17 protein-coding genes are annotated in these 21,536 nt (G+C 72.7%); 2 read left to right on the top strand and 15 right to left on the bottom strand.

All coding sequences use genetic code 11. The annotated features are described in order from the left end of the window. Window positions 1-115: 115 nt before the first annotated feature. On the bottom strand, window positions 116-808 hold the full coding sequence (locus ACZ4SF_RS18830) for a metal-dependent transcriptional regulator (protein WP_468385379.1): 693 nt from the start codon (window positions 806-808) through the stop codon (window positions 116-118). 287 nt (window positions 809-1,095) lie between these two features. Between ACZ4SF_RS18830 and ACZ4SF_RS18825 the strand changes: the two genes are divergently transcribed. After that, window positions 1,096-1,851 carry an SIS domain-containing protein gene (locus ACZ4SF_RS18825; RefSeq protein WP_468385376.1) on the top strand — a complete coding sequence of 252 codons (756 nt, stop codon included), beginning with the start codon at window positions 1,096-1,098 and terminating at the stop codon, window positions 1,849-1,851. Window positions 1,852-1,888: 37 nt separating this feature from the next. Here ACZ4SF_RS18825 and ACZ4SF_RS18820 read toward each other — a convergent pair whose 3' ends face one another. The 3 genes from ACZ4SF_RS18820 to pdxH all read right to left on the bottom strand — a co-directional run bounded on the left by ACZ4SF_RS18820 (window position 1,889) and on the right by pdxH (window position 5,122). Further along, complete coding sequence (locus ACZ4SF_RS18820; protein ID WP_468385374.1) at window positions 1,889-3,301, bottom strand: PAS domain-containing protein; 1,413 nt, start codon at window positions 3,299-3,301, stop codon at window positions 1,889-1,891. 112 nt (window positions 3,302-3,413) lie between these two features. Beyond that, window positions 3,414-3,872: a GNAT family N-acetyltransferase gene (locus tag ACZ4SF_RS18815; RefSeq protein WP_468385371.1), complete on the bottom strand. Its 459-nt coding sequence runs from the start codon at window positions 3,870-3,872 to the stop codon at window positions 3,414-3,416. A gap of 563 nt (window positions 3,873-4,435) precedes the next feature. Continuing rightward, window positions 4,436-5,122, bottom strand: coding sequence for a pyridoxamine 5'-phosphate oxidase (gene pdxH, locus ACZ4SF_RS18810; protein ID WP_468385368.1), 687 nt, complete (start codon window positions 5,120-5,122; stop codon window positions 4,436-4,438). Between the two features lie 176 nt (window positions 5,123-5,298). On the opposite strand from pdxH, the gene ACZ4SF_RS18805 reads away from it, so the two are divergent. Continuing rightward, the gene (locus ACZ4SF_RS18805; RefSeq protein ID WP_468385366.1) at window positions 5,299-6,399 is read left to right on the top strand and encodes a citrate synthase 2; all 1,101 of its coding nucleotides are present in this window, start codon (window positions 5,299-5,301) and stop codon (window positions 6,397-6,399) included. A 178-nt stretch (window positions 6,400-6,577) separates the two neighbouring features. Here the strand turns inward: ACZ4SF_RS18805 and ACZ4SF_RS18800 are convergent, their stop codons facing one another. The 11 genes from ACZ4SF_RS18800 to ACZ4SF_RS18750 form a co-directional block, all read right to left on the bottom strand. Next, window positions 6,578-7,603: an isopenicillin N synthase family dioxygenase gene (locus ACZ4SF_RS18800; protein WP_468385364.1), complete on the bottom strand. Its 1,026-nt coding sequence runs from the start codon at window positions 7,601-7,603 to the stop codon at window positions 6,578-6,580. A 452-nt stretch (window positions 7,604-8,055) separates the two neighbouring features. Further along, the gene (locus ACZ4SF_RS18795) at window positions 8,056-8,682 is read right to left on the bottom strand and encodes a TetR/AcrR family transcriptional regulator (RefSeq protein WP_468385361.1); all 627 of its coding nucleotides are present in this window, start codon (window positions 8,680-8,682) and stop codon (window positions 8,056-8,058) included. Beyond that, window positions 8,670-9,407, bottom strand: coding sequence for an enoyl-CoA hydratase family protein (locus ACZ4SF_RS18790; RefSeq protein WP_468385358.1), 738 nt, complete (start codon window positions 9,405-9,407; stop codon window positions 8,670-8,672). The genes ACZ4SF_RS18795 and ACZ4SF_RS18790 overlap by 13 nt, the downstream gene beginning before the upstream one ends. Continuing rightward, on the bottom strand, window positions 9,404-10,972 hold the full coding sequence (locus ACZ4SF_RS18785; RefSeq protein ID WP_468385356.1) for a 4-coumarate--CoA ligase family protein: 1,569 nt from the start codon (window positions 10,970-10,972) through the stop codon (window positions 9,404-9,406). Before ACZ4SF_RS18785 ends, ACZ4SF_RS18790 begins: the two co-directional genes overlap by 4 nt. A gap of 20 nt (window positions 10,973-10,992) precedes the next feature. After that, window positions 10,993-12,153, bottom strand: coding sequence for an acyl-CoA dehydrogenase family protein (locus tag ACZ4SF_RS18780; protein WP_468385351.1), 1,161 nt, complete (start codon window positions 12,151-12,153; stop codon window positions 10,993-10,995). 80 nt (window positions 12,154-12,233) lie between these two features. After that, window positions 12,234-14,081 (bottom strand): acetyl/propionyl/methylcrotonyl-CoA carboxylase subunit alpha, encoded by a 1,848-nt coding sequence (locus ACZ4SF_RS18775; RefSeq protein ID WP_468385348.1) that lies wholly within the window; start codon window positions 14,079-14,081, stop codon window positions 12,234-12,236. 8 nt (window positions 14,082-14,089) lie between these two features. After that, window positions 14,090-15,688: an acyl-CoA carboxylase subunit beta gene (locus ACZ4SF_RS18770; RefSeq protein WP_468385346.1), complete on the bottom strand. Its 1,599-nt coding sequence runs from the start codon at window positions 15,686-15,688 to the stop codon at window positions 14,090-14,092. Then, window positions 15,685-17,361 carry an acyclic terpene utilization AtuA family protein gene (locus ACZ4SF_RS18765; protein WP_468385343.1) on the bottom strand — a complete coding sequence of 559 codons (1,677 nt, stop codon included), beginning with the start codon at window positions 17,359-17,361 and terminating at the stop codon, window positions 15,685-15,687. The genes ACZ4SF_RS18770 and ACZ4SF_RS18765 overlap by 4 nt, the downstream gene beginning before the upstream one ends. Further along, complete coding sequence (locus ACZ4SF_RS18760; RefSeq protein WP_468385340.1) at window positions 17,358-18,152, bottom strand: TIGR03084 family metal-binding protein; 795 nt, start codon at window positions 18,150-18,152, stop codon at window positions 17,358-17,360. Before ACZ4SF_RS18760 ends, ACZ4SF_RS18765 begins: the two co-directional genes overlap by 4 nt. 357 nt (window positions 18,153-18,509) lie before the next feature. Further along, window positions 18,510-20,222: an NAD-dependent malic enzyme gene (locus ACZ4SF_RS18755; protein WP_468385337.1), complete on the bottom strand. Its 1,713-nt coding sequence runs from the start codon at window positions 20,220-20,222 to the stop codon at window positions 18,510-18,512. A 146-nt stretch (window positions 20,223-20,368) separates the two neighbouring features. Further along, window positions 20,369-21,301, bottom strand: coding sequence for an EamA family transporter (locus ACZ4SF_RS18750; RefSeq protein ID WP_468385336.1), 933 nt, complete (start codon window positions 21,299-21,301; stop codon window positions 20,369-20,371). Between the last annotated feature and the right edge of the window lie 235 nt (window positions 21,302-21,536).

Below are 21,536 nucleotides of genomic sequence, written 5' to 3'. Positions count from 1 at the left end.
CGGACCACTCGGGGAAAAGAGGTCCGAGGGGAATGACCCTGAGAGCTCGGGGCTCCGGGTCAGCACAGGGGAGGACAGGCCCCGGCGCCACACGGCGCCGGGGCCCTCTCCCGTCTCAGCGCTTGGCGACGAACACGTGGGAGGCGACGTCCGCCTCCAGCTCGGCCGCCTCGCCACCGCTGCCCACCAGCACCCCACCGGCCGACGCCGTCACGCTCACCACCGAACCGGGCTGCACTCCCGCCCGCCGCAGCGTGTACATCAGCTGCGCGTCCGTCTGGATCGGCTCGCCGATGCGGCGCACGACGACCGTCTTGCCGTCCCCACCCGTGTCCAGGTCGGCCAGCGAGACCATGCCCTCGTCCAGGAACGGGTCCGCCCCGTCCTTCTCGCCCAGCTCCTCCAGGCCCGGGATCGGGTTGCCGTACGGCGACTCGGTCGGGTGACGCAGCAGCTCCAGCACGCGCCGTTCCACGGCCTCGCTCATCACGTGCTCCCAGCGGCAGGCCTCCGCGTGTACCTGCTCCCACTCCAGCCCGATCACGTCCACGAGGAGACACTCGGCCAGCCGGTGCTTGCGCATCACGCGCGTCGCCAGCCGGCGCCCCTCGTCCGTCAGCTCCAGGTGCCGGTCGCTGGCCACGGACACCAGACCGTCGCGCTCCATCCGCGCCACCGTCTGGCTCACCGTCGGCCCACTCTGGTCCAGCCGCTCCGCGATGCGGGCGCGCATGGGGACGACGCCTTCCTCTTCGAGTTCGAGGATGGTGCGGAGATACATCTCCGTGGTGTCGATCAGTCCGGACATACGTGCCCCTCGATTACCTCTGCCGGCAGCCCGGCGCGTGCGCTGGCCCTGGATTCAATTCTGCCGGATCCCACCGACAAGCGGGGGCCACCGTGGAAACGGACGACGCCGGGCGGGGTACGGAGTCCCCGCCGCAGGGCCCCGGACGGCAGGCGCGCCCACCCGGCGGAGCCGCACACCGGTCCCGTCGAACACTCCTCCGGGGTACCGCCCGGCGGCCGTATTGACACCGCACTGGTCCAGACCGCACGGTGATCCGCGACACAGACGCTGCGAAGGGGCACCGCATGAGCGACGGCACGCCTGCCGACCTGTTCTTCGACGCCGCCATCGGCCTGCTGCAACGGGTCCGGGACGAGGAGGCCGGGGCGATCACCGCGGCCGGCACCCTGCTCGCCGACACCGTCGCCGCCGGCGGCCGGCTGTTCGCCTTCGGCGCCGGGCACTCCTCGCTGGCCGCCCAGGACGTCGTCTACCGCGCCGGCGGCCTGGCCCTGATGAACCTGCTCGCCGTCCCGGGCGTCGTCGGCGTCGACGTCACCCCCGCCACCCTCGGCTCCGCCCTCGAACGCGTCGACGGACTCGCCCGTGCCGTCCTCGACACCTCACCGGCGCGCGCCGGCGACGCCCTGGTGATCATCTCCCTCTCCGGCCGCAACGCCCTGCCCGTGGAGATGGCCCTCAACGCCCGCGCCCTCGGCCTGAGGGTCATCGGCGTGACCTCCGCGGCGTACGCCGAGGAGACGAAGTCCCGGCACGCCTCCGGCACCTTCCTCAAGGACCACTGCGACATCGTCCTCGACTCGAAGATCGCCGTCGGCGACGCCGAACTCACCCTCGACACCATCCCGGCCCCCTTCGCGCCCGCCTCCACGGTCGTCACCGCGGCCCTCATGCAGGCCGTCATGGCGACGACCGCCGCCGCGCTCGCCGACCGCGGCATCGAACCCCCGCTGCTGCGCTCCGGCAACGTCGACGGCGGGCACGAGTGGAACAGCCGCGTGATGACGGAATACGGCGACCGGATCTTCTACCGCCGCTGACCCGCGCACCCCGTCCCACACACCCCGCGTCCCCCGCTCACGCGGGGGCCTGCTCCCCCGGAGTACTGCGCACCGCCTCCGCCAGATCGAGCGCCGCGGCGATCCGTACGGCCACGTCCTCCGCGTACGCCGTGTCCAGCCGCTCGAAGCGGCTGCGCCCGGCCCCGCGCAGAAAGGTCACCACGCCCAGCGTCCGCCCCCGGCTGCGCAGGACCGCGCACAGGGCGTGCACCGCGTCGCCGGGCCACTGCCGCTCCAGTGCCCACTCCCGCGCCCGCTCGGCCGCAACCGAGCCCGCGTCGGCCCGCACCGTCCCGGCCCGCTCCACGCACTGCAGCGCCGGATGCCCCTCCGCGTACCGCACGGGCAGCCCGGCCGCCCCCGTGAGCAGGCTCGGTCCCGGCGCACCGGCGGGCGTGGCGGCGAGCCGTACCAGCCGTACCGAACCCGGTGCGGGGCTCTCCTCGCGCGGGCCGGCCGCCATCCGGTCGATGAGCGCATGGTCGGCGAAGCCGGCGAGGGCGAAGTCCAGATGGACCGTGGCCGCCTCCGCCGGGTCCTCGCACTCGGCCGCGGCCCGCGCCGCGCGGTGCAGCTGATTCGTCCGGAACCGCAGCAGAGCCGCCTCCTGCTCACTCTGCTTCGCCTCGGTCACGTCCTGGAACAGCCACCCCACCCCGAGCGGCACCGGCTCCTCCGCCAGCGGCGACGCCAGCCGCACGAACCCGCTCCGCCAGCAGCGCCGGCCCTCACCCTCCGGCGCACGGACGGTCACCCACATCTCGGCCGGCGCCGGCGGCGCACCCTCGGCCAGGACATGCGTCAGCGCGGCCTCCAGCTCCTCCACGCCGTACGTGAGCAGCTCGCCCAGCGGCCGGCCCAGCACCGACGTACGCCGCACACCCAGGGCGCGCGCCGCGTGCGCGTTCACGACGGCGGGCCGCAGATCGGCGTCCACGAGTACGACACCCCAGGACGCGTCCTCGAACAACGCCTCGCTCAGCGCGATCGACCGTTCCAGATCGATCTGCGCATGCACCTCGCTGAACGCGCAGTACACCCCGGCCGGCTTTCCCTCGGGCCCGCGCACGGCGGCGGACTGGGTCCGCACCAGCACCCGCCCGCCGTCCTTGGTCACCAGCGCGAACTCGTGCACCTGACGCCCCGGCGCGTGCATCGCCGACATCAGCCGGGCCTGCACCTCTTCGGCATCGGCACTGCGCACCGCCCACCCGGCGAACCCGTGCCGCCCGACGGCCTCCGCGGCCGTCCAGCCGAGGATCCGCTCGGCCTCCCGGTTCCAGTGCGTCACGACCCCGTCGGCGTCGAAGGCGCACAGGGCCGCGTCCATGCCGTCCAGCAGCGCCGCGAGCAGGTCGGAGCCACCGGGCTCACCGGGATCGTCCGGCCCCAGTTCGTCAGTGGTCCCACTCCGCCGCGAAGCACTCACCTGGACCCCCTGGAGGCTGCGTCCGCGCACGTAGGCGCTCGGTCCGCTCACTGGCCTTCATCTAACTGGAACGTGACGCAGCCCACATCCTGTTCCCGCAACATCGCAGGAATCAATCCCGGGCACCGCCCGGCGAGAGCCGCAGATCCACCCACTCGTCCCGCTCCCCGTCCAGCACGTACCGCTCGGCCTCCACGAACCCGTGCCGCCGCGCGAACCGCAGCCCGTCCTCGTTCACCGCCAGCACGCAGGTCTCGATCACCTTCGCACCGAGCACACGCGCGTGGGCCAGCCCGTTCTCGTAGATCGCCGTCCCGAACCCGCGCCGCCGGAACTCCGGCAGCACCCGCGCGATGACGGTGGCCACCCCGTCCTCCCCCGCGGGCGGCCGCACCGTGGAACACCCGACCAGTTCGTCCCCGACGTACGCGTTCTCCAGCCGGTTGCGCACGACCCGCTCCCGGACATCGGCCAGGGACATGGCCGCGGGCGGCACGATCACGTTGTGGACGTGCCGCCACTGTCCGAGCATCTCGTCGCCCTCGACGACCGCCATTCGAAGATCAGTCATGCGAGCACGTCTACCAGCTGCGCCGTCCGTGCGTTCACCGTTCGGGCCATTGCATGCGAATCCCTTCCGGGCGGGGGCGTCGCGTGACTCGAGGCCGAACCAGGCCTGGGACACGGCCACGCCGATGCACTGATGGCGCACCCCCTGGCCGAAGGCGCCGATCGGCAGCCCTCAGAGAGTTCTTCCGCCCGCGTTCCCGGAAAAACAGTTGAGCCGGCCCCGGCCACTTCTTAGGGTGGCGCTTACACGGTGAAAGGAGGTGATCCGGCAGATGTATGGAAACCGGACGCGTGAGGTGGCTGCGGGCTAGCGGCCCGTCACCACACCATGTGCGGTGCCGGACCAGCACGCCACGGATGCGTGCAGCCGGCCCAAACCCAAGCAGTCACCCGACCCGCGGGCTGCCGGCACGTCCGGCCGGCTCCTCCCTGAGGAACCCAGCCCGCGGGTCGTCTGCGTGTGCGGCGGCCCTCAGGCCCGCACAGCGCCCGGCTCACGCGCCGGCCGAGGCCTCGGCCTCGCCGGCCGCCCCTAGGCGGGGGGCTGGGCCACGGCCGGGGGGCTCAGGGACTGAGCCGCTCCACCTGCCAGGTGCCGTCCGGCTCGGAGACGTACCGCAGGCGGTCGTGGAGACGGTTGTGGCGGCCCTGCCAGAACTCGATCGTCTCGGGGGCGATGCGGAAGCCGCCCCAGTGCGGGGGGACCGGAACCTGTTCGTCCTCGGGGTAGCGGGCTTCGAGGGCGGCGTAGGCCGTGTCCAGTTCCGTGCGGGAGGCGATCACCGTGGACTGGGCGCTGGCCCAGGCGCCGAGCTGCGAGCCGTGCGGGCGGGAGCGGAAGTAGGCGGCGGTCTCGTCGCGGCCGGTGCGGCGGGCGGTGCCGGTGACGATGACCTGGCGGGCCAGCGGATGCCAGGGGAAGAGCAGCGCCACGTGCGGGTTCTCCGCGAGGTCGCGGGCCTTGCGGGAGTCGTAGTTGGTGAAGAAGACGAAGCCGTCGGTGTCGTAGTGCTTCATCAGGACCGTGCGTGAGCTGGGGCGGCCATGGGCGTCCGCCGTGGAGACGACCATCGCGTTGGCCTCGTAGAGCGTGCCGTGGGCGGCTGCGCGGGCGGCGTCCTCGAACCAGCGGGTGAACTGGTCCATGGGGTGGGTGGCGAGGTCCTCCTCGGCGAGGCCGTCGGCCCGGTACTGCTTGCGCATGGCGGCGGGATCGAAGACGGGATCCAGGAGCGGGTCGCGGTCGGTCACGCGGTCATCTTGCCGTATCGAACGGCTATGGCACTCAGTGTCGAGTGGTCTCCCCAAGTCTGGCACCCCGGGTTATCGTGCTGCTTTCCTTGCGGTTGGGTTGACCACGGGTGACCACCGGCTGATCGGGGCATCACCGGGGTGACCGCCGCCCGCACTTCACGAGGAGCCGCCTGATGTCCGATTTCGTACCCGGGCTCGAAGGAGTCGTCGCGTTCGAGACGGAGATCGCCGAACCGGACAAGGAGGGCGGCGCCCTGCGGTACCGGGGCGTCGACATCGAGGACCTGGTCGGGCACGTCTCCTTCGGGAACGTGTGGGGGCTGCTGGTCGACGGTGCCTTCAACCCCGGTCTGCCGCCCGCCGAGCCGTTCCCGATCCCGGTCCACTCCGGCGACATCCGGGTGGACGTGCAGTCGGCGCTGGCCATGCTGGCCCCGGTGTGGGGGCTGCGGCCGCTGCTTGACATCGACGAGGGGCAGGCGCGCGAGGACCTGGCGCGGGCCGCCGTCATGGCGCTGTCGTACGTCGCCCAGTCCGCGCGCGGGCAGGGGCTTCCGATGGTTCCGCAGCGGGAGATCGACAAGGCGAACTCGGTGGTGGAGCGGTTCATGATCCGGTGGCGGGGTGAGCCGGATCCGAAGCATGTGGCGGCCGTCGACGCCTACTGGACGTCGGCCGCCGAGCACGGCATGAACGCCTCCACCTTCACCGCGCGGGTCATCGCCTCCACCGGGGCGGATGTCGCCGCCGCGCTCTCGGGTGCGGTCGGTGCGATGTCCGGGCCGCTGCACGGCGGCGCTCCGTCCCGCGTGCTCGGCATGATCGAGGAGATCGAGCGGACGGGTGACGCGGAGGCCTACGTGAAGAAGGCCCTGGACCGCGGTGAGCGGCTCATGGGCTTCGGGCACCGGGTGTACCGGGCCGAGGACCCCCGCGCGCGTGTGCTGCGCCGCACGGCCCGGGAACTGGGCGCTCCCCGCTTCGAGATCGCGGAGGCGCTGGAGAAGGCGGCGCTGGAGGAGCTGCACAACCGACGGCCGGACCGGGTGCTCGCCACGAACGTGGAGTTCTGGGCCGCGATCATGCTGGACTTCGCGGAGGTTCCGGCGCACATGTTCACGTCGATGTTCACGTGCGCGAGGACCGCCGGGTGGTCGGCGCACATCCTGGAGCAGAAGCGCACGGGACGGCTGGTGCGGCCCTCGGCTCGGTATGTGGGACCCGGGCCGCGTCGGCCGGAGGACATCTCGGGGTATGTGGACATCTCCCGCTGAGAAGGGCCGCGAAGGGCGCACCTGTCGCTCACTGACAGAGGCGCGTACATCGCTCACTGGCAGCAACGCGTGAGGAGCGCGGGCGACCGCGGGCCAGGTGTAGCTGGCCGCGCAGTTCCCCGCGCCCCTGAAAACAGCCCCTGAAACGCCCCTGAAAGCAGCCCTCCGGGCCGGCTTTTCACGCCGTTGCCAGCAGGTTCCCGTGGTGCCGTTCCGCCACCAGCGGGTGGGCCCTCAGCTTGCCCTTCAGTTCGTTGTAGCCGTACTCGGCGTACAGGGGGTTGGACGGGTCCGTCGTGATGCCTGGGGCCTTGGACGCGTGGGGGAAGGGCAGGGGCTCGACCCTGGCGTCCAGGCGGGGGTTGTAGAAGAACGGCACCGAGAAGCGCTCCGTTGCTCCGGGCGGGCTGACGACTCGGTGGTTGGTGGCGATCAGGTAGCCGTTGGTGGCCACCTCCAGGAGTTCGCCGAGGTTGACGACGAACGCGCCGTCCAGGGGCGGCACGTCGTGGAAGCGGCCGTCCTCGCGCTGGACCTGCAGGCCGCCGACCGTGTCCTGCAGGAGCAGGGTCAGGAAGCCGTAGTCCTTGTGGGCGCCGACGCCCTGGTCGGTGCCGTCGCCCGCGCTGCCGGGGTAGCGGACGAGCTTGAGGTGCGGGTGGGCACGGTCGCCGAAGACCGGGTCGTAGAAGTCGGCGGGGGCTCCGATCGCGGTCAGGAGTTCGTGCAGGAGCCGGTCGGCGACCGCGCTGAGCCTGTCGATCCAGGTGAGGGCGGCGGTGCGGAGTCCGGGGAGGGCGGCGGGCCACTGGTTGGGCCCCTGGAGCCACCAGTACGGGGGTTCGCCGGGGCCCGGGACGCGGGCGGGGCGTTCGGCGCCTATGTCGAGCTGGTCGCGCCAGTCGCGGGCGCCCGCGGTGCGTTCGTCGCCGGTGCGGGTGTAGCCGCGGAAGTGCGGGGAGCCCACGTTGTCGAGGGCGAGCCGGTCGGCCTCGGGGAGGGCGAAGAAGGCGCGCATGGCGGTGAGCAGTGCGTCGGTGTCGGCCTGGGGCACGCCGTGCCCGATGAGCTGGAAGAAGCCGACGTCGTGGGCGGCGCTGTGCAGCTGGGCGTGGAGGAGGGCGCGGGCCTGGGGGCCGCGGTCGGCGGCCGACAGGTCGATGACGGGGAGCTGGTCGTACGACGTCACTGTGTGCGTGGTCATGGTGCGTCCGCGGGGTGTACGGGGCACGGGTGCGGCCGCCGAGGGGTGTGGCGGCCCCCGGGTGCCGGAAAAGGGAAAGGCGAAAGAGAGAAAGAGGGGGCTGGTCAGGCGGCGACGTGCTGACAACAGCCCATGCTCGTGACGCGCACGTAGTCCACGTGGCGGCGGCGAACGAGCATCGGAAGCATGCGGCAAGGGTACTGCCAGATCCCGGATACGGATGTGGCCTGCTTCACTGCCTCGGCACTCGTCCCGGGTACGCAGCGTGCGACGGGCGCCCGGGGAAAGGCCCGGGGTGCGGGAGCGGGTGTCCGGTCCGGCGTGGTGAAGGGGGCGTCCGGGACCTGGGTGCGGAAGAGGGCGTCCGGGTCCGGGGTGTTGGAGGGGTCGCCGGACTCGGGCCGGTCATGTGCCCCCCGGCCGGAGCCGTCACGGGCGGCACCCCCGACGGTTCAGTGCATGACCTGGTCCAGGAGGTCCGCCCACTGGGCGACGACCCGGGCGCGGCGGGCGGTGTCGTCGGTGAGGAGGTTGGCGAGGCCGAGACCGCGGGCCATGTCCAGGAAGCCCTGGACGGTCTCGCGGACGCCGGGGCGGGTCTCGTCGGCGCCGAGGAGGTCGACGGCGATGCGGTGGGTCTCGCGGCCGACGCGGGCCTCCAGTTCGGTCACGCGGGAGCGCAACTGGTCCTCGTTGGAGGCGGCCACCCACAGGTGCAGGGCGGCGCGGAAGAGGGGGCCGGTGTAGAGGTCGACGAGGGCGGCGACGACGGCGCGGCGGTCGGCGGGACCGGCCGGGAAGAGCGCGCGCAGTGCGGTGGAGCGCTCTTCGGCGACGTACTCGACCGCGGCCGTGAACAGGTCCTCGCGGGTCGGGAAATGGTGCTGGGCGGCACCGCGCGAGACGCCCGCGCGTTCGGCGACGGCGGCGACCGTGGAGCCCGCCCAGCCGTGTTCGGCGAGGCAGGCCACGGCGGCTTCCAGGAGCCGCTGCCGGGTGGCCCGGCTGCGGTCCTGCTTGGGCACGCGGTCGCGTTCCACCGAGGCAGACGTCGTGGACGTCGTGTTCACACCACCCATGCCGCATCCCGTCTTTCCAGGAAGGCCGTCATCCCCTCCCTGGCCTGGTCGGTGGAGAACAGCCGTGCCGAGAGCGCGGTCAGGGCGGCCGCGTCCCGGTCGAACGTCTCCAGCACCCTAGCCGTGAGCAGCTGTTTCGTCGCGGCCAGGGCCTGCGGGGCGGAACGGCGCAGGCCGTCCAGGACGGGGGCCAGGGCTTCGTCGACGTCGTCCGCCGTCACGGTCAGCAGGCCCATGCGGACGGCCTCGGCGGGGTCGAAGCGTTCGCCGGTGAGGTAGTAGCGGGCGAGGGCGCGGGGGTCGGTGCGCGGGAGCAGCGGCAGGGAGATCACCGCGGGGGCGACTCCGATGCGGACCTCGGTGAAGGCGAAGGTGGCCGTGGCGGAGGCGGCGGCGAGGTCGCAGGCGGCGAGCAGGCCGAGGCCGCCGGCGCGGACGTGGCCGGTGACCCGGGCGACGACCGGCCGGGGCAGCTCGACGAGCTGCCGGAGCAGGGCCACCAGGGCGTCGGGGTCGGGCGGGTCGCGCAGGTCGGCGCCGGCGCAGAACGTCGTACCGGTGTGGGTGAGGACGACGGCCCGTACGTCCGGGTCCTTGCCGCAGTCGGCGAGGGCGTCGGCGAGTTCCGCGACGAGTGCCGCGGACAGGGCGTTGCGGGTCTTGGTGGAGTCGAGGCTGAGGGTTTCGACGGCACGCGCGCGCGTGCGTCCTACGAGTTCCGTCATGCGTGCTCCCTGAGCTGTCGGCGCAGGATCTTGCCGGAGGTGGCGCGGGGGACGGCGTCGATGAAGGTGATCTTGCGGACGCGCTTGTAGGGGGCGACGCGTTCGGCGACGTACAGCATGATCTCGTTCTCGCTCAGGGCGCCGGCAGTGGGCTGGCGGACGACGAAGGCGTGCGGGATCTCGTTGCCGTCCTCGTTGTAGGTGCCGATGACGGCGGCGTCGGCGATGCCGGGGTGGGTGAGCAGGAGGGCCTCGAGGTCGGCGGGGGCCACCTGGAAGCCCTTGTACTTGATCAGTTCCTTCACCCGGTCCACCACGAACAGCCAGCCGTCGCCGTCGACGTGGCCGATGTCCCCGGTGTGCAGCCAGCCGTCGGTGTCGATCATGGCGGCGGTCGCGTCGGGGCGGCCGAGGTAGCCCTTCATCACCTGCGGGCCGCGGATCAGGATCTCGCCGGTCTCGCCGGTGCCGAGGTCCTTGGCGGGGTCGTCCAGGGAGACGATCCGCATCTCGGTGCCGGCGATGAGCCTGCCGACCGTGCCGGCGGGGGCCTCGTGGAGGCGGTCGAGGGGGACGACGTGGGTGCCGGGGGACAGTTCCGTCATGCCGTAGGCCTGGCCGAGCGGTGGCAGGCCGAGGCGTTCGGAGCAGGCGCGGGCGAGCTGGGCGTCCAGGGGGGCGGCGGCGCTGATGACGTACTGCAGGCAGGACAGGTCGTAGCGGGTGACCACCGGGTGTTTGGCGAGGGCGAGAACGATCGGCGGGGCGACGTACAGGCCGGTGATGCGGTGGTTCTCGATCGCGGCGAGGAAGGTCTCGAGGTCGAAGCGCGGGAGGACGACGACGGTGGCGCCCCTTCTCAGGGGCGCGTTCATCAGGGCGGTGAGGCCGTAGATGTGGAAGAACGGCAGGACGGCGAGGATGCGGTCGCCGGGGCCCGTCGGGACGGGCTCGTGCAGCTGGGCGAGGTTGGTGGCGATCTGCCGGTGGGTGAGCATGACGCCCTTGGGGGTACCGGTGGTGCCGGAGGAGTACGGCAGTGCGGCGATGTCCTCGGCCGGGTCGATGCGGGGCTGCGGCTCGGGGGCGGTGGTGGCGAGCAGGTCGATCAGCGAGCGGTGCCCGGGTGCGCTGTCGCACACGAAGATCTCCCGTACGCCGCCGGCGAGTTCGGCGGCCCGGCGGGCGGTCTGAAGCAGGGGGGAGACGGTGACGATCCAGCGGGCCGCGCTGTCGCCGAGCTGGCCCGCGAACTCCTCGGCGGTGGCGAGCGGGTGCACGGTGGTGACGGCGGCACCGGCGCGCGTGGCCGCGTAGAAGGCGGTCGGGAAGGTGATCGTGTTGGGGCTGTGCAGGGCGAGGACGTCGCCCTTGCGGACGCCGGCCTCGGCGAAGGCGGCGGCGAGGCGCCGGTGGAACCGGTCCACCTGCTCGTACGTGAGGGTGGTGCCGTCCGTGCCGTCGATGAGGGCCGGCTGGTCGCCGAAGGCGGCGGCCCCGCCGAGGACGGCCTCGTGGATGGGGAGTTCTACGGCCGGGACGTCTGCGTACTCGCTGCGGAACACGGTTCCTCCAACACGGGCGCCTAGTACGACTTGGGCAGACCCAGGGTCTGGTGGGAGACGTAGTTGAGAATCATCTCCCGGCTCACCGGTGCAATACGAGCCACGCGTGCCGCCGTTATCAACGAGGCGAGCCCGAACTCCCGGGTGAGCCCGTTGCCGCCGAGGGTGTGCACGGCCTGGTCGACGGCCTTCACACAGGCTTCCCCGGCCGCGTACTTGGCCATGTTGGCGGCCTCGCCAGCGCCGATGTCGTCGCCGGAGTCGTAGAGGTGGGCGGCCTTCTGCATCATCAGCCGGGCGAGTTCGAGGTCGATGTACGCCTGGGCGAGGGGGTGCGCGATGGCCTGGTGGGCGCCGATGGGGGACTTCCAGACGGTGCGGTCGCGGGCGTATTCGACGGCCTTGGCGAGCGCGTAGCGGCCCATGCCGATGGCGAACGCGGCGGTCATGATCCGTTCCGGGTTCAGTCCGGCGAACAGCTGGAGCAGGCCCGCGTCCTCCTCGCCGACCAGCGCGTCGGCGGGCAGCCGCACATCGTCCAGGACCAGCTCGAACTGCTTCTCGGCCGCATTGAGTTCCATGTCGATGGGGTGCTTCCCGAAGCCCTCGGCGTCCGTCGGGACGATGAACAGGCAGGGCTTGAGGCTGCCGGTGCGGGCGTCCTCCGTGCGGCCGACGATCAGGACGGCGTCGGCCATGTCGACACCGGAGATGAACACCTTGCGGCCGGTGAGGAGCCAGTCGGTGCCGTCCCGGCGGGCCGTGGTGGTGATGCGGTGGGAGTTGGAGCCGGCGTCGGGTTCGGTGATGCCGAAGGCCATGAGCCGGGTGCCGTCCGCCAGTGCGGGGAGCCACAGCTGCTTCTGGGCTTCCGTTCCGAAGCGGGAGATGACCGTGCCGCAGATGGCGGGCGAGACCACGAGCATGAGGAGCGGGGAGCCTGCGGCGCCCAGTTCTTCGAGGACGATGGAGAGTTCGGTGATGCCGCCGCCTCCGCCGCCGTACGCCTCCGGCAGGCTGACGCCGAGGTAGCCGAGTCTGCCCGCCTCGGACCAGAGTTCGGTGAGGGGTTTGCCTTCGGCGACGGTGCGGACGAGGTAGTCGCGGCCGTAACGCTTGCCGAGGGCGGCCACTGCGGACCGCAGGGCCTTGTGCTCTTCGGATTCGATGTGGGTGGTCATGCGAGTCCTCCGGGTGCGGCTCGAATGTGGTTGCTCGCGCTCACGCGGCGGTGGCCGCATGTCGATACCCTCCCGCGCCCCTAGGGCCGGCTGCTCTCGACCACCGCCAAGAGCGCGCCCACCTCCACCTGCTGTCCAGGGGCCACCGGGAGGGCCGTCAGTGTTCCTGCGGCCGGCGCCGAGATCTGGTGCTGCATCTTCATCGCCTCCAGCCAGAGCAGGGGCTGGCCCGCCTGGACGGCCGCCCCCTCGGAAAGGCCTTCGGCGACGCGTACGACCGTGCCGGGCATCGGGGCCACCAAGGAGCCCGGGGCGAGCTGGACGGCCGGGTCGGGGAAGCGGGGCAGGGCGGTGAGGCGGGTGGCGTTGACGTGGAGCTGGTCGCCGTAGCGTGCGACCCCGAACTTGCGCTGGACCCCGTCCACTTCGAGTACGACGAGGCATGCGTCGGCGTGCACGACCCGGACCCCGTCGGCCGTGAGGCCCTGCCGCGTGTGCCGGTACCGGACCTCGTGTTCCTCGCCCGCCATCTCGTACCGCTTCACCTGTGGCTGTGAGGACACGTTGCGCCAGCCGCCGAAGCGGGAGCGGCCGTGGGCGTCGGCGAGGGCGGCGGCCAGGGGGGCGAGGGGGTCGGGGGCGGACTCGGTGAGGCCGGCGAGGTGGCGGTCGTAGAAACCGGTGTCCATGCGGCCGCTTCGGAACTCCTCGTGCCGCAGGGTGCGTACGAGCAGGTCCCGGTTGGTGACCGGTCCGTGGAGTTCGGTCCGCTCCAGCGCCCCCGCGAGCCTGCGCAGCGCCTCCGCGCGGGTGGGGGCGTGGGCGATGACCTTGGCGAGCATCGGGTCGTAGTGGACGCCGATCTCGTCGCCGTCGGTGTAGCCGGTGTCGAGGCGGACGCCGGGCGGTACGGCAAGGCGGTGCAGGGTGCCGGTCTGGGGGGCCCAGTCACGGGCGGGGTCCTCGGCGTAGAGGCGGGCCTCGACCGCGTGGCCGTGCGCGCGCCGCGGCTCGTTCTCCAGCGGGAGCCCCTCGGCGATGCGGAGCTGCTGTGCGACCAGGTCGAGGCCGAACACCGCCTCGGTGACGGGGTGTTCCACCTGGAGGCGGGTGTTCATCTCCAGGAAGTGGGCGCGGCCGTCGGCGACCAGGAACTCGACCGTGCCGGCGCCCTCGTAGGAGACGGCGCGGGCGGCGCGTACCGCCAGCGCGTGCAGCTCCTCGGTGAGCGCGGCCGGCAGGCCGGGCGCCGGGGCCTCCTCGATGACCTTCTGGTGGCGGCGCTGCAGCGAACAGTCGCGGGTGCCGAGCGGAAGGACGGTGCCGTGGGTGTCGGCGAGGATCTGTACCTCGACGTGGCGGCCGTGCTCGAGGTACGGCTCCACGAAGACCTCGCCGTCGCCGAAGGCACCGGCCGCCTCGGCGCGCGCGGCCTCCAGGGCGGTCTGCAACTCGTCCAGGCGGCGCACGATCCGCATGCCGCGTCCGCCGCCGCCGGCGGCGGCCTTCACCAGGACCGGCAGGTCGGCCTCGGTGACCTCGGTCAAGGGCGCCAGCCCCATCAGCCGCTTGGCGCGGGTCTTGGACGCCATGGCCTCGATGGCCTCCGGCGGCGGGCCGATCCAGAGCAGGCCGGCGTCGCGGACGGCGCGTGCGAAGCCGGCGTTCTCGGAGAGGAAGCCGTAGCCGGGGTGCACGGCGTCCGCGCCGGCCGCCAGGGCCGCTTTCACGACCAGGTCGCCGCGCAGGTAGGTCTCGGCGGGCGCCGCGCCCGGCAGCCGCACGGCCGTGTCGGCCAGGCGCGCGTGGAGCGCGTGCGCGTCGGCGTCCGAGTGCACGGCGACGGTCCGGATGCCCAGCTCGGCGCAGGTGCGGAAGATCCGGCAGGCGATCTCGCCCCGGTTGGCGACGAGGACAGAAGTGATCACTGGGTCCCTCACATCCGGAAGACGCCGAAGCCGCCGCGCGCGCCCTCGTAGGGCGCGGTGTGCAGGGCGGACAGGCACAGGCCGAGGACGGTACGTGTGTCGCGCGGGTCGATGACGCCGTCGTCGTACAGCCGCCCGGACAGGAACATGGGCAGCGACTCGGACTCGATCTGCTGCTCCACCATGGCGCGCAGGGCGGCGTCCGCGTCATCGTCGTACGGCTGCCCTTTCGCCGCCGCGGACTGCCGGGCGACGATGGACAGCACGCCGGCGAGCTGCTGCGGGCCCATGACGGCGGACTTGGCGCTGGGCCAGGCGAACAGGAAGCGGGGGTCGTAGGCCCTGCCGCACATGCCGTAGTGGCCGGCTCCGTACGACGCGCCCATGAGGACCGACAGGTGCGGGACACGGCTGTTGCTGACCGCGTTGATCATCATCGCGCCGTGCTTGATGATGCCGCCCTGCTCGTACTCCTTGCCGACCATGTAGCCGGTGGTGTTGTGCAGGAAGAGCAGCGGGATGTCGCGCTGGTTGGCGAGCTGGATGAACTGGGCGGCCTTCTGGGACTCGGAGCTGAACAGGACGCCCTGGGCATTGGCCAGGATGCCGACGGGGTAGCCGTGAAGGGCGGCCCAGCCGGTGACCAGGCTCGTGCCGTACAGCGGCTTGAACTCGTCGAAGTCGGAGGCGTCCACGATCCGGGCGATGACCTCGCGCGGGTCGAAGGGGATCTTCAGGTCACCGGGGACGATGCCCAGCAGCTCCTCCGGGTCGTACTTGGGCGGCTCGGCCGGGCCGGGGTCCGGGTACGCCTTGCGGTGGCCCAGCCGGGCCACGACGCGGCGGGCCTGGCGCAGGGCGTCCGGCTCGTCCAGGGCGAAGTAGTCGGCGAGGCCGGACACACGCGCGTGCATCTCGGCGCCGCCGAGGGACTCGTCGTCGCTCTCCTCGCCGGTCGCCATCTTCACCAGCGGCGGTCCGCCGAGGAACACCTTCGCCCGCTCCTTGACCATGATCACGTGGTCGGACATGCCGGGGATGTAGGCCCCTCCGGCGGTGGAGTTGCCGAAGACGACGGCGATGGTGGGGATGCCGGCGGCGGAGAGCCTCGTCAGGTCGCGGAAGATGGCGCCGCCCGGGATGAAGATCTCCTTCTGGGAGGGCAGGTCGGCGCCGCCGGACTCGACCAGGCTGATGCAGGGCAGCCGGTTGGCGAGGGCGATGTCGTTGGCGCGGAGTGCCTTCTTCAGGCTCCAGGGGTTGCTGGCGCCGCCGCGCACGGTCGGATCGTTGGCGGTGATCAGGCACTCCACGCCCTCGACCACTCCGATGCCGGTGACCAGGGAGGCGCCGACCGGGTAGTCGCTGCCCCAGGCGGCCAGCGGGGACAGTTCCAGGAACGGGGTGTCGGGGTCGAGGAGCAGTTCGATGCGCTCGCGGGCGAGCAGCTTGCCGCGCCCCCGGTGCCGTTGCACGTACTTCTCGCCGCCGCCGGCGAGCGCCTTGGCGTGCTCGGCGTCCAGGTCGGCGAGTTTGCCGAGCATGGCCTCGCGGTGGGCCCGGTAGTCGGGGCCGCTGGGGTCGAGAGCAGTCTGCAGAACCGTCACAGCAGGGTCTCCGGGATGTCCAGGTGGCGGGAGCGCAGCCATTCGCCGAGGGCCTTGGCCTGCGGGTCGAAGCGGGCTTGCGCGGCGACGCCGGCGCCGAGGATGCCCTCGACGACGAAGTTGACGGCGCGCAGGTTGGGGAGGAGGTGCCGGGTGACGGGCAGGTCCCGGCTCTCGGGGATCAGCTCGCGGAACCGATCGGCGGTCAGCGTGTGCGCGAGCCACCGCCAGGCCTCGTCGTTCCGCGCCCACACCCCCACGTTGGCGTTCCCGCCCTTGTCCCCGCTGCGCGCCCCGGCGACGAGGCCGAGGGGCGCCCGCCGGGCCGGGCCGGGCGGGAGGGGCTCCGGAAGCGGCGGGGACGCCACGGCGTTCAGAGACAGCGTCTCCTGGGGCGGCGGCACGGAGACACGGCGTCCGTCATAGAGGACGGCCACATGGCCGACGGCACCATGGGGCACGTACACATCCTCGAAGACCCCGTACGGGGCGCCCTTTCCGGGTGGGGACGACAGATGGAAGCCCGGGTAGCTGGCCAGAGCGAGTTCCACGGCGGCCCCGCTCAGCGCCCGCCCCACGACCTGCTGGTCCGGGTCCCGTACGACGAGCCGCAGCAGCGCGCTGGCCGTCTCCTCGGTGCCGGCGTCGGCCCGGTCGGTACGCACCAGCTCCCACCGGACCTCCTGCGGCGCCGACTTGGCGAATGCATCGGCGAACTGCTCGCGCACCAGGTCCGCCTTGGCCTCGATGTCGAGTCCGGTCAGGACGAAGACGACCTCGTTGCGGAACCCTCCGAGCCGGTTGAGCCCCACCTTCAGCGTCGGCGGCGGCGCCTCCCCGCGCACCCCCTCGATCCGCACCCGGTCCGGCCCGTCCTGGCTCAGCCGTACGGTGTCCAGCCGGGCGGTGACGTCGGGTCCGGCGTACCGGGCGCCGCCGGTCTCGTAGAGCAGCTGGGCCGTGACCGTGCCGACGTCCACGAAGCCGCCGGTTCCGGGGTGCTTGGTGACGACACTGCTGCCGTCGGCGTGGATCTCGGCGAGCGGGAAGCCGGGCCGCCGTACGTCCCCCTCCCCGAAGAACGCGTAGTTCCCGCCGGTCGCCTGCGTCCCGCACTCCAGCACGTGTCCGGCGACGACGGCACCGGCGAGCCGGTCGTGCTCTTCCGGCCGCCAGCCGAAATGGGCGGCGGCGGGGCCGGTGACGAGCGCCGCGTCGGTCACCCGGCCGGTGATCACCACGTCCGCACCGGCCCGCAGGCACTCGGCGATGCCGAAGCCGCCGAGGTAGGCGTGGGCGGCGAGGGCGCCGGGGTGTTCCCCGGTCAGGTCGTCACCCTCGACGTGCGCGACCCGTACGGGGATGCCGAGCCGGCCGGCCAGCGCCCGCACCGCGTCGGCGAGTCCGGCCGGGTGGAGGCCGCCGGCGTTGGTGACGATCCGGACCCCACGCTCGTGGGCGAGGCCGAGGCAGTCCTCCAGCTGTCGCAGGAAGGTGCGGGCGTAGCCGGCCGCCGGGTCCTTCAGCCGGTCGCGGCCCAGGATGAGCATGGTGAGTTCGGCGAGATAGTCACCGGTGAGGACGTCGACCTCGCCGCCGGTGAGCATCTCGCGCAGGGCGCTCGCGCGGTCGCCGTAGAAGCCGGAGAAGTTGCCGATGCGCAGGGGGTTCACCGGGTGTCCTCCTTCGGCGGGCGGCCCGTGCCGGGCGGCCCCGCGAAGGCCTGGGCGATGTCCAGCCAGCGGTCGGCGTCCGGGCCCACGGCCGTCAGGGCGAGGTCGCCGCGGTGGGCACGCTGGGTGACCAGGAGGCAGAAGTCGAGGGCGGGACCGGTGACGCGCTGGACGGCGCCCTCGTCTCCGTACACCCACGATTCGCCCGAGGGCGCTGTCAGTTCCACCCGGAACTCGTCGGCCGGTGGGGTGAGTCCGTGCACCCCGAAGGCGAAGTCACGGGTCCGCACCCCGAGCCGGGCCACATGCCGCAGCCGGTCGCTGGGTGGGCGCACCACACCCAGGGCGTCGGCGACGTCCAGCGCATGGGCCCAGGTCTCCATGAGCCGGGCGGTGGCCATGGAGGCGGCGGACATGGGCGGGCCGTACCAGGGGAAACGGGCGCCGGGCGGTGCGGCGCGCAGGGCCTCACCGAGGGCGGCACGCCCGGCGCGCCAGTCCGCCAGCAGCTCGGCGGGCGGGCGTCCGGCGCCCTCGTCCGCGCCCTCGTCCACGAACGAGCCGGGGGCGGCGAGCGCCTTCTCGACCAGCGCCTGGAAGGCACCGGTGTCGGTGACGGCCAGCAGCGCCGAGCGGTCGGTCCAGGCGAGGTGGGCGATCTGGTGGGCGACGGTCCAGCCGGGCGCGGGGGTGGGAAGAGCCCACTGCTCCGGGCTCAACTCGGCCACGAGCTGGTCGAGTTCGTCGCTCTCGGCGCGCAGGTCTTCGATGACGGGCGTCGGGTCGGCCATGGGTGGGAGCATGGCAGCGGGCTCAGAAACAATCAAGCGTGCTTGCATTAATTTGGCCGAGGGATGCGTTCGGTTCCCTGCAGCGCGGGGTCGGACCGAGCCGGGGGTGTGACTCGGTGGGCTACGGCGTGCTGTCGGGCCGGGGCGGGGCGGGTGGGCTCGGTCGCTGTGGTGTGCTGACGAACGGGGGCGGGGCGGATGCGGCTCGGCTCGCTCCGGTGTGCTGTCGGGCCGGGGCGGGTGGACTGGGTTCGCTGTGGTGTCTTGTCGGGGCGCCACCAGGTGGACCCGATCGGTTCGCTCCGGCGTGTGGGCGCGCCGAGCCGGAGGCGGGCCGGCTCGCTCGCCGGGCTGTGGTCAGACCGCTTTCACCGGCGGATACACCGGCTCCCACCGGGCCGCCCGCACCGCCGCCTCCACGTCGTCCAGGCCCGCCCGTGCGACGCCCTCGTCCACCGCCGCCTGAGCCACGGCCACGGCGACCGACTCGGAGGTGCCGCGCAGCTCGCGGATCGGCGGCAGGACCGGCGCATCGGCGCGGGCCACCTCCGAGTCACCGGTCCGGCGGGCCACCGCGTCGGCCGCGGCGCGGAGCATGCGGTCGGTGATGCGGGAGGCGCGGGCGACGATCGCGCCGAGACCGAGCCCCGGGAAGACCAGCGCGTTGTTGGCCTGCCCGATCTCGTACGTCGTACCGCCCCGCTCCACCGGTGCGAACGGACTGCCCGTGGCCACCAGGGCCTTGCCGTCGGTCCACTCCAGCAGGTCGGCGGGGGTGGCCTCGGCCAGATCGGTCGGGTTGGACATCGGCAGGATGATCGGGTGCTCGGTGTGCTCGGCCATGGCGCGCACGATCCCCTCGGCGAAGGCGCCGCCCTGCCCGGAGGTGCCGATGAGGATGGTCGGACGCGCCCGGCGGACCACCTCGTCCAGCGGAATCCCGGGCAGGTTCTCGTCCCGGCGCCAGCCGTCGGCCTCGTCGGCAGGGCGGGCGTACGGCTCCTGGAAGTCGCGCAGTCGACCGCCCTGGTCGGTGGTGAGCAGGCCGTACCGGTCCACACACCAGAACCGGGCCGTGGCCTCGTCCGGGGACAGCCCCTCCGCGATCAGCGCGTCGCGCAACTGGTCGGCGACGCCGATACCGGCCGTACCCGCGCCGAAGACGACGATCCTGTGCTCCGGCAGCGGCACCCCGGTGGCACGGACACCGGACAGGACGGCGGCGAGGTTGACGGCGCCGGTGCCCTGGATGTCGTCGTTGAAGGTGCAGAGTTCGTGGCGGTACCGGTCGAGGATGCGGCGGGCATTGGCGGTGCCGAAGTCCTCCCAGTGCAGCAGGGCGTTCGGGAAGAGCCTGGTCGCGGTGGTGACGTAGGCGTCGATGAACGCGTCGTACGTGTCGCGGTCCGGACGCGGGTGGCGGTTGCCGAGATAGAGGGGGTAGTCGAGGAGTTCCTGGCGGTTGGTCCCGACGTCCAGCATGACGGGCAGGGTGCGGCGCGGGTCGATGCCGGCGGCGGCCGTGTACACGGCGAGCTTGCCGACCGCGATGTCGATGCCGCCCACACCCCAGTCGCCGATGCCGAGGATGCCCTCGCCGTCGGTGGCCACGATCAGGTCGACGTCGGCGGCACCGAGGCCGCTCGCACGGAGGGAGCGTTCGATGTCGTCGGGGGCGTCCACGGAGAGGTAGACCCCGCGCGGGCGGCGGAACTCGGTGCTGTAGCGGCGGATCGCCGTGCCGACGGTGGGGGTGTAGACGATGGGCAGCATCTCTTCGAGGTGGTCGCCCACGAGCCGGTAGAACAACACCTCGTTTCGGTCGTGCAGCGCGGTCAGATAGACGCTCTTCGCCAGGTCGCCCGACTGCTGCCGGAACTGACCGTAGGCACGCTCGGCCTGCTCGTCCTGGCTGAGTACGCGGGGCGGGATCAGGCCGACCAGGTCCAGGGCGCGGCGCTCGGCCGCGGTGAAGGCGGTACCGCGGTTGATCCGAGGGTCGGCGAGAACGGCACGGCCGCGGACGGCGATCTTCAGCGGGCGGGGGCTGGGGTCGCTGTTGCCGGTCACGGTTTCATGCTTCCACAGACACCACTCCGGTGCGCATGCGAGTGGCTACTTTCCGTGATGGCAGCCGGTCGGTGCCGAGCGAGGCGGTGCTGCGAGGTCCGGGGAGTCGGGGAAGGGGTGGACGCCGGCCGTGACCGGCGCCGGGCTCACTGCCCCTCGGCCGGAAGCGGCGGCATCTTGTTGCGGCCCACCTGGGTCCGTACCGCGCCGATGCTGGCACCGATGACCAGGGCGATGGCCGCGGCCTCCGCGGCGGAGAGGGTCTGGCCGAGGACGAAGAAGCCGGCCGTCGCCGCGATGGCCGGCTCCAGGCTCATGAGGATGGCGAAGGTGGGGGCGGGAAGCCTGCGCAGGGCCAGGAGTTCGAGGGTGTAGGGCAGGACCGAGGAGAGCAGAGCCACCGCCGAGCCGAGGGCGACGGTGGTGGGGTTCAGCAGGCGGGTGCCCGCTTCGGCGATGCCGATGGGGAGGAAGAGCAGGGCAGCGACCGCCATGGCCAGTGCCAGGCCGTCCGCCTGGGGGAAGCGGCGGCCCGTGCGGGCACTGAAGACGATATAGGCCGCCCACATGGCGCCCGCACCCAGCGCGAAGGCGACACCTGTGGGGTCCAGATCGCTGAAGCCTCCGCCCCCGAGCAGGAAGACACCCGCGAGGGCCAGGCCGGCCCAGAGTGCGTTGATGGCGCGTCGGGAGGTGAGGACGGACAGGGCCAGCGGGCCGAGGACCTCCAGGGTGACCGCGGGGCCCAGCGGGATGCGGGCGACCGCTTCGTAGAACAGGCCGTTCATCGCACCCATGGTGATACCGAAGACGATCACCGTGCCCCAGTCGGCGCGTGAGTGGCCGCGCAGCCGGGGGCGGCAGACCAGCAGGAGAACGAGTGCCGCCGCGAGGAGCCGCAGGGTCACCACGCCCGCCGCGCCCGCCCTCGGCATCAGCGTCACGGCCAGCGCTCCGCCGAACTGCACCGAGATGCCGCCGGCCAGGACCAGTCCGACGGGGCCGAGCGAGCCGGAGCGGCGCTGCCCTCCGACGGGGGTGACCGGGGTCTGCCGGGTGGTGCTGGATGTGGCGGTCACGGGCGGTCCTGGTGCTGGTCGGGTTCGTTCATCGCGATGTACTGCCAAGTCCAGGGTAATGGACTTCGACAGGTGCGTACACCCCGGAAGGAACTGTCCCGGATGCTGGGATCAGCCGCCCGGCCGAGCCTTCTCGTCCCGCAACGGCGGACGGCCGGCCAGGCACCCGGGCACGCTTCCCGCCTTCCCGCCGGCCCCGGCGGCGGGCTGCGCCCACCCCGCCGCCGCGGCGTAC

This window comes from Streptomyces sp. NPDC027663, from assembly GCF_055566415.1.
This window is presented reverse-complemented; position numbering and strand designations above follow the sequence as displayed.